General features: G+C 68.3%; 12 protein-coding genes and 1 pseudogene. 7 read left to right on the forward strand and 6 right to left on the reverse strand.

Annotated features, from left to right (window positions below):
• Positions 1–8: 8 nt before the first annotated feature.
• Complete coding sequence (locus MSM1_RS03270; protein WP_213440157.1) at positions 9–1,025, reverse strand: diiron oxygenase; 1,017 nt, start codon at positions 1,023–1,025, stop codon at positions 9–11.
• Between the two features lie 248 nt (positions 1,026–1,273).
• On the opposite strand from MSM1_RS03270, the gene serC reads away from it, so the two are divergent.
• From serC to sepH, 3 genes are all read left to right on the forward strand, one after another.
• The gene (gene serC / locus MSM1_RS03275) at positions 1,274–2,404 is read left to right on the forward strand and encodes a phosphoserine transaminase (protein WP_213440158.1); all 1,131 of its coding nucleotides are present in this window, start codon (positions 1,274–1,276) and stop codon (positions 2,402–2,404) included.
• 363 nt (positions 2,405–2,767) lie between these two features.
• Entirely contained in the window at positions 2,768–3,109 is a 342-nt protein-coding gene (locus tag MSM1_RS03280; RefSeq protein ID WP_213440159.1) for a hypothetical protein, read from the forward strand.
• 325 nt (positions 3,110–3,434) lie between these two features.
• On the forward strand, positions 3,435–4,202 hold the full coding sequence (sepH, locus tag MSM1_RS03285; protein WP_213440160.1) for a septation protein SepH: 768 nt from the start codon (positions 3,435–3,437) through the stop codon (positions 4,200–4,202).
• Positions 4,203–4,250: 48 nt separating this feature from the next.
• On the opposite strand, the gene MSM1_RS03290 is transcribed toward sepH, so the two are convergent.
• From MSM1_RS03290 to MSM1_RS03300, 3 genes are read right to left on the reverse strand one after another with little or no spacing between them, the layout of a single operon-like run.
• Positions 4,251–4,529, reverse strand: coding sequence for a DUF2537 domain-containing protein (locus MSM1_RS03290; RefSeq protein ID WP_213441667.1), 279 nt, complete (start codon positions 4,527–4,529; stop codon positions 4,251–4,253).
• Positions 4,530–4,539: 10 nt separating this feature from the next.
• Complete coding sequence (locus tag MSM1_RS03295) at positions 4,540–5,427, reverse strand: TrmH family RNA methyltransferase (RefSeq protein WP_374101652.1); 888 nt, start codon at positions 5,425–5,427, stop codon at positions 4,540–4,542.
• A complete protein-coding gene (locus MSM1_RS03300; protein ID WP_213440161.1) occupies positions 5,424–5,855 on the reverse strand; it encodes a MarR family winged helix-turn-helix transcriptional regulator in 432 nt (143 codons plus the stop codon). The genes MSM1_RS03295 and MSM1_RS03300 overlap by 4 nt, the downstream gene beginning before the upstream one ends.
• Before the next feature lie 155 nt (positions 5,856–6,010).
• Here MSM1_RS03300 and MSM1_RS03305 point away from each other — a divergent pair, with 155 nt between their 5' ends.
• Together MSM1_RS03305 and MSM1_RS03310 are read left to right on the forward strand one after the other, a co-directional pair.
• Complete coding sequence (locus MSM1_RS03305) at positions 6,011–6,286, forward strand: DUF2530 domain-containing protein (protein ID WP_213440162.1); 276 nt, start codon at positions 6,011–6,013, stop codon at positions 6,284–6,286.
• A 52-nt stretch (positions 6,287–6,338) separates the two neighbouring features.
• Complete coding sequence (locus MSM1_RS03310; protein ID WP_213440163.1) at positions 6,339–6,794, forward strand: SRPBCC family protein; 456 nt, start codon at positions 6,339–6,341, stop codon at positions 6,792–6,794.
• A 39-nt stretch (positions 6,795–6,833) separates the two neighbouring features.
• On the opposite strand, the gene MSM1_RS03315 is transcribed toward MSM1_RS03310, so the two are convergent.
• Positions 6,834–7,610: a DUF3027 domain-containing protein gene (locus MSM1_RS03315; RefSeq protein ID WP_213440164.1), complete on the reverse strand. Its 777-nt coding sequence runs from the start codon at positions 7,608–7,610 to the stop codon at positions 6,834–6,836.
• Positions 7,611–7,752: 142 nt separating this feature from the next.
• On the opposite strand from MSM1_RS03315, the gene MSM1_RS03320 reads away from it, so the two are divergent.
• Both MSM1_RS03320 and MSM1_RS03325 read left to right on the forward strand, forming a co-directional pair.
• Positions 7,753–9,414 (forward strand): MFS transporter, encoded by a 1,662-nt coding sequence (locus tag MSM1_RS03320; RefSeq protein WP_374101687.1) that lies wholly within the window; start codon positions 7,753–7,755, stop codon positions 9,412–9,414.
• A 57-nt stretch (positions 9,415–9,471) separates the two neighbouring features.
• Positions 9,472–11,463 (forward strand): annotated as a pseudogene (locus MSM1_RS03325) (SEC-C metal-binding domain-containing protein); the annotation flags it as partial.
• Between the two features lie 390 nt (positions 11,464–11,853).
• On the opposite strand, the gene MSM1_RS03330 reads toward MSM1_RS03325, so the two are convergent.
• Entirely contained in the window at positions 11,854–12,870 is a 1,017-nt protein-coding gene (locus tag MSM1_RS03330; RefSeq protein ID WP_213440167.1) for a glutathione S-transferase family protein, read from the reverse strand.
• Positions 12,871–13,054: the final 184 nt, after the last annotated feature.

Here is a 13,054-nt window from a genome sequence, read left to right on the forward strand (position 1 = left end):
CAGGCGTCCTACGCGGCCGCGGCCGGGTGTTGCCGCTGTGGTTCGCTGCGATAACGGGACGGCTTGCCGTTGATCTTGCAGATCCGCCACACGATCTTGGCGGCGGGGTTCATCAGTCCGGTGTCGTAGCAGAGCATGCGGACGTCGGCGAACATGTCGCGCAGCATCTGGCGCGACTCCGGTGCGCGGAAGAACACTTCCTTCTTGACCTCGCGCGGGATGCCGAACTCCTGCCAGAAAGCCTTCGGCGGCACCACGATCGCTGAACACAGGACCCGCATCACCAGCGGGACGTACAGCGACAGCCAGAACCGCTTGCGCGGCGGCAGATGCGGAACCCGCTTGCGCAGGTACTCGTGGGCAAACGAGATATGCCGGGCCTCCTCGGCCACGTGGATCGCCATCACCCGCTCCATGATCGGGTGCAGCGTCTTGCCCTCGCGCAGCACGTTCTTCTGGGTGTGGTCGATGGGCTCCTCGCCGGCCAGCACGCCGAAGAAGAACGGAATCGGCAGCGGGCCGGCGACCAGCGGGATCACCTGTGCCGCCCAGCGCAGCAGCCGGGGCATGCCCGGCACGTCGGCACCGATGCGATTCACCATCTCCTGAAACATCATGGTGTGGTTGCACTCTTCGACCGCCTCGTGCAGGCAGTAGCGGTACTCGGGCGACCCGTTGGGCACCCAAAACGAGTACTGCATCAGGCCCCGAATCAAGATGTTCTCGAATTGCTGGCCGACCTTGGCCACGTTGGCCTGCCGATACCTGCCGATCTTGATCTGGCGCTCCTGCGATTGCGCCTGGTACCAGGGGTGGCGGCCCAGCGGGTCGGTCTGCGGCAGAATCCACCGCGGGTCGTTCTCGGTCACCGCGAATTCTGGCGACTTCCAATCGATGTCGGTGTACGGGTTGAAATTGCGCCGCACCGACCCCTCGGACAGGGTGGTCAACAGAGCCACATACTCGGCGTCGTCGCGCACCTCCATGTTGCGGCGCCACCGGTGCACCATTTTCGTCCGAGCCATGTCAGCAGTCCCCAGGTAACGTTGAAAACTAGGCGTGTTATGCGGACACGGTACCGCCGGTATCGGCAATTAGCCAGATCTCGTCGGGCTGCTGTGACGAAACCGCCCCGAAAGGCCATCGGTGTGGGCTGGCTCACAGTGCTGCGGGGGCGGGCTTAGGCGTGGCTTAGGCGCGGATTGCCGGGCTCCTACCCGACTGCCCCGGGCCGGGTCGCCCCCGGGTGGGCACCCCACACTACCCTGAGATCATGGCTGACCCGCTGACGATTCCCCTCCAAATTCCCGAGACCATCAAACCCCGCGACGGCCGCTTCGGCTGCGGCCCATCAAAAGTCCGGCCCGAACAACTGCAGGCCCTGACGGGCACCGCAGCCGGACTGTTTGGCACGTCACACCGGCAATCGCCGGTTAAGGATCTGGTCGGCCGGGTGCGGTCGGGGCTCGCCGAGTTCTTCTCCCTGCCCGACGGCTACCAGGTGATCCTGGGTAACGGCGGCGCGACTGCGTTTTGGGACGCCGCGGCGTTCGGGCTCATAGACCAGCGCTCACTACACCTGGCTTATGGCGAATTCACGTCGAAGTTCGCGAAGGGTGTCGCCAAGAATCCGTTCGTCGGCGACCCAATCATCATCGAGTCTGCTCCTGGCAGCGCCCCCGAACCGCGCAGCGATCCGTCGGTCGACGTTATCGCGTGGGCGCATAACGAGACGTCTACCGGGGTGGCGGTACCGATACGCCGGCCCGTCGACGCCGGGGATGCGCTGGTTGTCATCGACGCCACCTCGGGTGCTGGCGGCCTGCCGGTCGACATCTCCGAAGCCGACGCGTACTACTTCTCGCCGCAAAAGAACTTCGCCGGTGACGGGGGACTGTGGGTCGCCATCCTGAGCCCGGCGGCGCTGGGCCGGATCGAGACGATCGCCGCCAGTGGGCGATGGGTGCCCGACTTCCTGTCGCTGCCGATCGCGGTGGAGAACAGCCTGAAAAACCAGACGTATAACACCCCGGCGATCGGGACGCTGGTGCTTCTCGCCGAACAGATCGACTGGTTGACCGAGAACGGTGGGCTGGAGTGGGCGGTCAAACGCACCGCGGACTCCTCGCAACGGCTCTACTCTTGGGCGCAGGCGCGCCCTTACACCACGCCGTTCGTTGCCGACCCTCAGCTGCGCTCCCAGGTGGTGGGCACCATCGACTTCGTCGACGGCGTGGACGCCGCCGCGGTCGCCAAGGTGCTGCGCGCCAACGGCATCGTCGACACCGAGCCGTACCGCAAGCTTGGCCGCAACCAATTGCGGGTTGGCATGTTTCCTGCGGTCGATCCCGACGACGTCAGCGCGCTGACCGACTGTGTCGACTGGGTGGTCGAGCGGCTTTAACGGCCCCACCACGGCCCTGAAGCGAACCGTTGACGTGTCACATCACGGCGGACGGTAACTCGATCGACCGGAAGCAATCGGCCGGCGGATTCCTATTCGTCTGGTTCGTCTGGCGGCCAGGTCGGACCGATGCGTACTGGCCTCTTCCCCGCAGCCCTTGCACCAACAATACGTGATAAATACGTGTGTGGCCGACAGCCTTCGAGCCGGGCCAATTCCGGCGCGCGATCACTCGGATCTCTTGGGCGAGTTAGCGTTCCGTGGGCCGTTGACAATGGCTGGCAAGCCCGCTCATGAGCATGTGCAACTCAAAACACACCACGGCAACGGAACTGTCCCGCGGATAACAGCGACTAACGATATATGAACACCGAACTGCCGGGAGATGACATGGCCGCAACGCCACGATCCTTCCCGCCGGGCCGCCAAGGAGAAGCTTTGCGGCAGGTGCAGCCGGCAAAGCACCGGTCGGTGCGCGTTCCGGTGGCAGGCCGGGTGCCGGTGCCTCCGCCCGATCAGCTTGCCCTCTTTGGGGCGCTCGGCGTTTTGGCGGCTGCGATCGCCATCAACTGGCCGGCGGCGCTGGTAGTCGGCGCGAGCATGGCCGTTGTGGTGCAACGGGTGAATGCGCGACCGACCACCCAACCAGCAGAGAGTGCCCCGCACCTCACCCAGGCCCAAGCCGCCCCAGCGCTGGCCGCGTAATACGAGCCCGTTCCCCGGTGCAGGCCGCGCTCGACAGGCCCGGCAGCATGACCACCCGCTGACGCCGGGTTGACGACGCCGTTCCTCAGGTGCGAGACGCAGCGGCGATCGCCCGGCCTCGACGAGTGCCTCCGTAAGCGGGCGCTCGCCCCGACCACATAATCGCTCGGGGCGGCGTTGCTGTGGGCATGGGATGAGAACTCCCGAGCACTCAACTCGCACCAGCCGCCTGCCCCGCGTGTCAGCGCGGCTCCGGCCATTCCGTGCGTTACAGTGCGCTCACAGGCCCGGCGCTGGTCTGCCAAGAGCCTCCCGAGGAGAAGCCATGCGGGAACTCAAAGTCGTCGGCCTTGATGTCGACGGCAAACACATCATCTGCGAGGGTGATGACCCAGCCGAGAAGTTCAGGCTGCGCGCGGACGATCGGCTGCGCGCGGCCGTGTGCGGCGACGGAATGGCTTCACGGCACGCCCAGATCGGCATCGAGGTTCCCAATATGTTGAGTCCCAAGGAGATTCAAGCGAAAATCCGGGCCGGCGCCTCTGTTGAGCAGGTGGCGGCGGCGGCCGGGGCCGATGTCGGTCGGGTCGCGCGGTTTGCCCACCCGGTGCTGCTTGAACGTTCCCGCGCTGCCGAGCTGGCAATGGCCGCACATCCGGTGCTCGCCGACGGTCCCGCGGTGATGACGCTGCTGGAGACCGTCACCGCCGCGCTGGCGGCCCGTGGCCTGGACCCCGATGACACCAGCTGGGACGCGTGGCGCAACGAAGACGGGTGCTGGACGGTGCAGTTGGCCTGGAAGGCCGGCCGGTCTGACAATGTCGCGCATTTCCGTTTCACCCCCGGTGCCCATGGGGGAACAATCACCGCCGTCGACGACGCGGCCAGCGAGCTCATCGACCCGGACTTCGACCGCCCGCTGCGGCCACTGGCCACCGTCGCCCAACTCGACTTCGACGAGCCCGGTGCCGCGCCGGCCCCCGACGCGCCGTCCGACGGGAAGGCCGAGCCGACACGCGCCCGCCGCCGCAGGCCGCCGGTTCCCGCATGGGAGGACGTGTTGCTGGGGGTGCGCTCGGGAAGCCCACGGTAAACCGGTCAGCCCACACCCTGGCACGGCCAAGGTCGGGCTAGGTCAGGCTTAGAGTTGGCCCGACGCCCCAAGAGCGAGCAATATCAGCCAGGCGCCGGCCACCCCGGTCGCCGCTCCCAGTACAAACCAGCGCAGTACCGGGATGCGCCGCCAACCCCACAGGGTCGGCGCCAGCCCAGCGGCCGCGATGATGTTGAGGCCAACGGCTACCAGCGGGTGCACCCGAACCAGCCCCAGGCTCAACACCACCACTGCCGCCGCGATCACCGCGGCGACAAACCCCGCCACCGTCAGCCCGGTTCCCCACGGCGTGGGCTCGTCGCTCACCAACGCGAGCCTAACTGGGGTGGCCGGCTCGTCCCGGGGCCGCCAGGGAGCGCTCGTAGAACGCCAGCGCGGCCGCGGTGGCGACGTTGAGGGAGTCGGTGCCGCGTGACATCGGGATGCGCACCCGCGCATCGCAGATCCGCATGGTGGCCGCGGTCAGCCCCGGACCCTCGGCGCCCACCAGCACCGCGACCCGATGGTCCCGCCGGGTAGCCATGACCTCCGGCAGCGGGAGGGCGGCACCGTGTGGTGTCATCGCCAGCAAATGAAAGCCACGTTGGCGCAGCGCCATGAGATCCGCCGGCCAATCGCGGGCGCGAGCATACGGCACGAGCAGCGCGTGGCCCATCGAAACCCGGACAGCCCGACGGTACAGCGGATCAGCGCAGCCGCTGCCCAACACCACCGCGTCCACACCCAGGCCGGCCGCGTTACGGAAAATCGCGCCCAAATTCTCGTGGTCGTTGACGCCCTCGAGCACCGCGACGGTGCGCGCTCGGTCGACCACCTGGGCAACACAGGGCTCCGGCACCCGCCGTGCGGCCGCCAGCACCCCGCGGTTGAGGTGAAAGCCGATCACCTGCGCCATCACCTCGGCAGACACCCGGTAATACGGCGCGCAGCTGCGCTTCAGATCAGCTTTGAGTTCGGCGAGCCTGCGGTCGGTGCCGAGCAGGGCCAACGGCCTGAACCGAGACGCGAGCATACGCCGCACCACCAGCACGCCCTCGGCGATCACCAAGCCCCTGCCGGTCGGCAGATCGGGACGGTGGTCAACACTGTTTAAGTCGCGGAAATCGTCGAGCCGCGGATCGGCCGGGTCGCTCACGTCGAGGACCCGCACGCTGTCCCCGTCCGCAACGCTCCCGGTGTCCGCAGCGGCACCCCGTGTGCTCACGGGCTTTCGTCAACCAGCGCCAAGATCAGCCGGGCGGCGTGGCGTAGCGTGTCGCGCTGGGCGCTGTCCAGGGACGCAAGGCGTTGGGCCAGCCACTCGCGACCGGCGCGGCGCTCCGCCTCTAGCAGCTGAGCACCGGCAGTGGATACGGAGACCAGGACTTGGCGGCCGTCGACCGGATGGGCGCTGCGGTGCACCAAGCCCAGCTCCACCAACGACGCAACCACCCGAGTCATCGACGGCGGACGCACCCTTTCTCGGACCGCGAGTGCGCCGGGTGTCATCGGGCCCTCGGTGCCCAACGTCGCTAACGCCGACAGCTGCGACAACGACACCGGCGACTGGGAGCGGCGGAACCGCAACTGACGGGCCAGCCGCATGACCGCCAGCGACAAGTCGCTGGCCAGCCGCGTGTCCGCATCCATCACAGCGCGAAGGGTACAACGGAATCAAAGAACGGGGCGTATTAACGAGCAGGGTCGTGCAGGCGCTAATGCGCCCGGGGCGCATACCCGCGGCGCGGCGCCGGCACCCCTTGCGGCCCCGGCGCCGCGCCGCCGCCGATATCGATATGTTGATCGCGATGCCTGTGAACCGCGGTAGCAGTCCCCAACCGCCACCGCTGCCCGCGGCGCTGCTGGCGGTGTGGCCGGTCATCGCTGTCGGCGCGCTGGGCTGGCTGGCGGCCGCGGTGGTCGCGTTCGCCATCCCCACGTTTGAGAGCTGGCGGCCGGTGACGCTGGCCGGACTCGGCGTCGGGTTGCTCGGGACGGGTATCTTCCTATGGCAGCGCGACGCGGTCCGCCGCGGCGCGCGGGGAGCGCAAACCGGACTGGAATCGCCTTGCGACCGAACATGAACGGCGGCCGAGTGCAGGCCGTGACCAGACCGTAACCAGGAGGTGGGGCCCGATGCCAGCGCCGCTCTTGCAAGCACGGATCGATGTCGCGGCGCCGGTCGCGAAGGTCTGGGCGCTGATAGCTGATGTGCGCCGAATGCCGCAGTGGAGTCCGCAATGCCGCTGGATGATGCCGCTCGGTCCGTTGCGCCAGGGTGCCCGAACCGTCAACGTGAACCGCCGCAAGTTCCTCTTTTGGCCCACGACCTGCACGATCACCGAGATCATCCCGGAGAAAAAGCTGGCGTTCAAAGTCAACGCCAACGGCACGATCTGGAGCTATGAGCTGGAGCCGACCGGCCAGGGAACCCGGGTGGTCGAAAGCCGGCACGCCGAAGCCGGCGTCAAACCGGTGTCGACTCTGGCCGTGAACGCATTTTTTGGCGGGGTCGCGAACTTCGAGCGTGAACTCGTCGACGGGATGCACGCCACGCTGGCCAACATCAAAGCCGCCGCCGAGAACGGTTAGTCAGCCATCCCCCAGGCCCACGACGCTGGCCGCAATGGCTTAACCGTCCACGATTTCCAGGACACCATCGTCGTACGGCTCATAGACCGGTGAGCCGCTGCCGGCCGGGGCGGGGGTATCGGAATGCGCCCCGCAGCCATACTCGATATCGACGACGTGCCCGTCGGCGGATATCTCGTTGCCGCAGACCCCGAACATCGCCCCCAGCGATCCGGCCAGCGGCAAGAAAAAACCGCAGGTGCGGCACACCCGCGTGGTGGACTGCGCCATCGGCGAACGGGGGCCGTAGTCACCGTCGTGCCAGCGTTGGGCCGCCTGCGCGCGGCCCCAGGCGCTCATCACCCAGCGCCGGCCCAGCCCGATTTCGGCGGCGGTGTCATCGACCTGGGGATCCCCGCTGGCGGTGTACCCCGGAACCAGCCGCGGATCCTCGGGTGGCGGCGCGAGCAGGTCGCCAGGGCCCAAATCCCCCGGCCGGACCCGCCGCTGCCATGGCACCCATTCCGGGGCCAACAACGCCGTCGGTCCGGGCAGCAAGACCACCTCGCTGATCGTGGCATGATCAGCGCCCGGGTAGGCCGCCACCACGACCGCCCACTGCCAACCCCGATAGCCCGGCAGGTGCGCGAGGAACCGGTGGGTGGCGGCGACCTCGTCTTCGTAGCTGACTCCCAGATAGTCGCCGACCGTCTCGGGGCCGCTGAACTCCTCAACGGCCGCCCGGGCCTGGGCAACGGCGCCCTTGAGCACTGCGGCGAGCCGTTGCGGCCACGCGGCGGCAGCCGGTGCAGTGGATTGCTCGCTGGGGCTGGTCACGATGGTCCTTCTTTCCGGTACATCATCAATACTGCCCGACGACCAGGCCAGCGAGCCACACCCCTGGCGCCTGCGGCCCCGGACAGCCGGCATGGGGGAGAATGAACGCGTGACTGCGCGGCGCCGCAATCCCCCGGGTCGGCTGGCGGCTCCATCGGGGCGCCGCGGTGGCAGCCGACCCCTCGGCGAGCACCCTGGCATGGCCAACTATCCGGCTCCCGCGGCCGATGACACCTCGGGCTATCGGCGACTGCGCCGTCCGCCGCCGATGCCCAGTGCCAATCGCTACCTTCCGCCGTTGCACCGCTCGGCCGAACCGGCCGGCGGCGAGCCACCGCCACCTTCCGGTTCCGGCGAACGCGCCACCGTCACTCGGGCCGCGGCGCAGCGCAGCCGCGAAATGGGATCCCGAATGTATTGGCTGGTCCAGAAGGCCGCCACCGCCGACGGTGCCGACAAGTCCGGGCTGACGGCGCTGACCTGGCCGGTGGTAGCGAACTTTGCCGTGGATTCCGCGATGGCGGTCGCACTGGCCAACACGCTGTTCTTCGCTGCGGCCACCGCGGAGAGCAAAGATCGGGTCGCGTTGTATCTGTTGATCACGATCGCGCCGTTCGCGGTGATCACGCCGCTGATCGGGCCGGCCCTGGACCGGCTGCAGCATGGCCGCCGGGTGGCGCTGGCGACGTCGTTCGGACTGCGAACCGCGCTGGCGCTGACGTTGATCATGAACTACGACGGGGCCAGCGGCAGCTTTCCGTCGTGGGTGCTCTACCCGTGCGCGCTGGCGATGATGGTGCTCTCGAAGTCGTTTTCGGTGCTGCGCAGCGCGGTGACACCGCGAGTGATGCCGCCGACGATCGACTTGGTGCGCGTCAACTCGCGCCTGACGGTGTTCGGCCTGCTCGGAGGCACCGTCGGCGGCGGTGCGATCGCCTCCGGGGTGGAGTTCGTGTTCACCCATTTGTTCGCGCTGCCCGGTGCGCTGTTTGTCATCGTGGCGGTCAGCGCTGCCGGGGCCTGGCTATCGATGCGGATTCCCCGCTGGGTCGAGGTGACCGCCGGCGAGGTGCCGGCCACCTTGAGCTATCGGCGTCGCCGCGATCGGCCCCGCGGCAGCTGGCCGGAAGAAGTCAGGCGGGTAGCCGGCGTTCGACAACCCTTGGGCCGCAACATCATTACCGCATTGTGGGGCAACGCGACCATCAAGGTGATGGTCGGTTTCCTGTTTTTGTACCCGGCGTTCGTCGCCAAAGCGCACGACAGCAGCGGATGGGTGCAGCTGGGCATGCTGGGCCTCATCGGCGCCGCCGCCGCGATCGGCAATTTCGCCGGCAATTTCACCAGTGCCCGGCTGCGGCTGGGCAGGCCTACGGTGCTGGTGGTGCGCTGCACCGTGGCGGTTACCGCGGCCGCGCTGGCGGTTGCGGTGACCGCAAGCTGGGTGGTGGCCGCCGGTGCCACGCTGATCACCGCCGGCGCGAGCGCTATCGCGAAAGCCTCGCTGGACGCCTCGCTGCAGGATGATCTTCCCGAGCAGTCACGGGCATCGGCGTTCGGGCGTTCGGAGTCGATATTGCAGCTGGCCTGGGTGCTGGGCGGCGCGCTGGGCGTGCTGGTGTACACCGAGCTATGGGTCGGCTTCACCGTGGTCACCGCGTTGTTGATCTTGGGCCTGGCCCAGACGATTGTCAGCTTCCGCGGCGACTCGCTGATTCCCGGCTTGGGAGGCAACCGGCCCGTTCTGGTTGAGCGGCAGGGGGCCCACCGGGGCGGCAACGGCGCAACGGTGCCCTTTGAGTGAGGCAGGCTTTCGCGTGGCGCCCCCGCAGCCCCGCACCTACCGCGTAGGGTGGTCGCCGTGGCTGAAACCCTGGACACCGGGGCGATCCTCGCAGATGTTCTGGCCGCACACGGTCCATTGCACGAAGACGAGATCGCACGCCGGCTGCACGAGTGCGGGGTCGCTGATCCGGACGGGGTGCTGGATCAGCTTCTCGATGAAACCGAATGTCCGGCAGGGCAGCTGGTTGACGACCGGTGGGTGTGGCTGCCGAGGGTGCTGGCCGGGCGGGTGTTCACCCACCGGCTGAGCGCCGACGAGGCGGCGCACGACCTGCTCACCGTAACCCCGGATTTGGACCCGATCACCGCGCTCTGCGGGCACGAGCGGTACCGGCGGCTCGCCGACGGGTCACCCGTGCTGATCGTGCTGGCCGGGTTCGACGGGGAACTCCTCGAGCAGCGGGGTGTCCCGGCGGAAGCCGTCGACCGGAACGGGGCGCTGTTGTTGGCGCCGGGCACGCTGGGGGCGCTGGGGGTGGCCGCAGGGGATCTGGTCGGGGTGCGGCTCAGCGAAGAGGGGCTGGTGCTTGAGCGGGTCACCGCGCTCGCGGACGCCCCCCTGGTGGGCCGGCGGCTGGCCGCGACGCTCGGCGACGATGAGCCGGTGTATTTCGATGCGGCGGTGTGGACGGCATGCGTCGAGGAGCCGAAGGGGTTCACCGAGCCGCTGGCGCCGTTGTGCGAGCTCATCGGCGAACACGGGTTGTCGCATCGCGGCGAGTGGCTCGCATCCGGCGGATTCGATTTCGACCGATGGTTTTTCGAGCGCGGGTGCGCCGCCCTGGCCGAGCGGCACGAGCTGGAAGCCGCCGACGCGGTCGCGCTATACGCCCTGCTCCTGGTGTATGACCAGATGGCGCTGCTGCTGATGGCGGCGGCCGCGGCGCACGAGTCCCCGCCGCATGACGGCCCCGCCACCACCATGGCCGCGGAACCATCCGCGCCGGAGCGCTTCCTCGAGCTGGTGGGTGAGCTTGGGGCCGCGCTCGCCGAGCCGCGGCTGGCCGAGCTGCTGGTGGCCGAGACGGTCGGTGCCGGCCACGCCGGAGCGGTCGCGCTGGGCGTCTTTGCCGAGGCGCTGGAACCCCGGGTACCGCGCCCGGCGCGGGTGGCGTGCCGCTGGCTGCGGGCGGTGGCACTGGAGCGGCTCGGCGATCTCGAAGCGGCCGAACGTAACCTGCTGGCGGCAGAGTCGATGGATCCGGGCTGGCCGCTGCCGCTACTCGATCTGGCCCGCATCGCCTCCGACCGCGGCGACGCCGAGCGTGGGCTGGCGTTGCTGCGCCGTGCCGGCGCCGAGCCGGACCACCCGCTGGCGGAGTTGCTGGAGCGGCACCGACCCGAACCGCGGCGCGACCTGGGCCGAAATCAGCCCTGCTGGTGCGGCTCTGGACGCAAGTACAAAAAGTGTCATCTCGGGCGCGAGCGATTGCCCCTGGCCGGGCGCGCGGACTGGCTGTATGCGAAGGCGATCCAGCACGCGCTGCTCGGCGGGTGGAACGGCCTGCTGGTCGAGGCGGGCTACCAACGCTACCGCTACACCCACCAGGATCCCGACGCGCTGGCCGCGGCGCTGGCTGACCCCCTGGTGATCGACGCGGTGCTATTTGAGGGTGGCGCGTTCGCGGAGTTCGTGGCGGCGCGCGGGTCGCTGCTGCCCGAGGACGAGCGGCTGCTGGCCGAGCAATGGCTGCTGGTGGAGCGCTCGGTGTTCGAGGTTGAGCGGGTGCGGGCCGGGCAGAGTGTCACCGTACGCGATGTCCGTAGCGGCGACCGCCACGAGGTTCGGGAGGGCGGCCGCGGTCTTCGGCCGGGGCAGCTGATCTGCGCCCGGGTGCTGCCCACCGGGGACGGCGAGCGGTTCGTCGGTGGGCTGGAACCGGTCGCGCTGCACGAGCGCGACCACCTGATCGATCTGCTCGACGCCAAAGCTGACGCGGTGACGCTGGTGGCAACGCTGAGCCGTCGATGCACGCCACCGGCGTTTGCCAGCACCGAGGGGGATGCCGAAGGGAACGAGGTCCGGCGCGCATCCGGGCCGGCCTGATGAGCGACGGCGGCACCCAACGGGTGGTGGCAGCTCGCGATTGTGGTGGCCGGTGGTGACCGGGTGGCGGTCGTCGGACCTGTCCGGCAGTAACGGGTGCCGGGGACACCGGCATATGGGCGGTGGACGTTTGGCTGGCCGACACACCGGATGGGCACAGTGCTGGTGGGCGATCGATCTTGCGGATCGACGAGCCGGATGCCGTCGCAGGCAAACCCCGGGCAGCAAGGCGGTTGGGTGTGAAACCCGCTGGGGATCGGCTGCCGGTGGGACATCCAGATCGACTGGTACCGAAAAGCATTGGCCAACAAACCCGCCCGGCGAAACTGGCAACAAATCCGGTCACCGGTTTCACGCCAGCGGCTCCACGCCGTGACCGGCGGGCACCCGCTCGGCCTCAAGTGGCGGCCCGGGAGGCGAACCGTCACCGAATGGATTGCCGCCCAAAGCCTCCCGGCCATGGGGTGTCAGCCAGCCAGCTAGCTCCGGGCCTTTGGGCACGATGCGGGTGGGGTTGATATCGGCGTGCACGACGTAGTAATGCTGCTTGATCTGGACGAAATCGACGGTGTCGCCGAAACCCGGCGTCTGGAACAGGTCGCGGGCGTAGGCCCACAGCACCGGCATCTCGGTGAGCTTGCAGCGATTGCACTTGAAATGGCCGTGATAGACCGCGTCGAAACGGACCAACGTGGTAAACAGCCGGACATCGGCTTCGGTGATGGTGTCGCCCACCAGATATCGCTGGCCCGACAGGCGATCGCTCACCCAGTCCAGCGCGGTGAACAGCCGGTCGTAGGCCGCGTCATAGGCCTGCTGCGAGCCGGCGAAGCCGCAGCGGTAGACACCGTTGTTGATGTCGGCGTAGACCCGTTTGCTCACATCGTCGATCTCCGCGCGCAGCGGCTCGGGATACAACTGCGGAGCGCCGTCACGGTGATAGGCGGTCCACTGCGTGGAAAAGTCCAGGGTCATCTGCGCGAAGTCGTTCGTGACCACCTTGCCGGTGGGGATGTCAACAATAGCCGGGACGGTGATCCCCTTCGGGTAGCCGGGAAATCGTTTGAAATAGGCGTCTTGCAGCCGCGCGATCTTCAGCACCGGGTCCACACCACCGGGATCGAGGTCGAAGGTCCAGCTGCGCTGGTCGTGGGTCGGGCCGCAAAACCCGATGGACAGCGCGTTTTCCAGCCCCAGTAACCGTCGGACGATGATTGCGCGGTTGGCCCACGGGCAGGCCCGGGCCACGACAAGCCGGTAGCGGCCGGGCTCGACGGGGTAGCCGTCGCGCCCGTCTGCGGTGATGCGGGTGGTGATGTAGTCGGTGTCGCGGGTGAACTCGCCCGCCTCGGCGACATAGGATCCCATGCCTCCCATGGTGCCCGGATGACGATGCGGCGATTGCGCTCGTCAGCTTCGCCTCAACCTGTGGACCAGTGGTTTGGTGTGGTCGCGGGCCTGATTTTCGGCATGGTTGAGGCGTTTGGGATGGTGTAGCCAGAGGTGATCTGTCGAGCTGAACCAGCTACCTGATCGACATTTGGCGTGCCTC

It is taken from the genome of Mycobacterium sp. SM1 (assembly GCF_018361265.1).
Taxonomy (GTDB): domain Bacteria; phylum Actinomycetota; class Actinomycetes; order Mycobacteriales; family Mycobacteriaceae; genus Mycobacterium.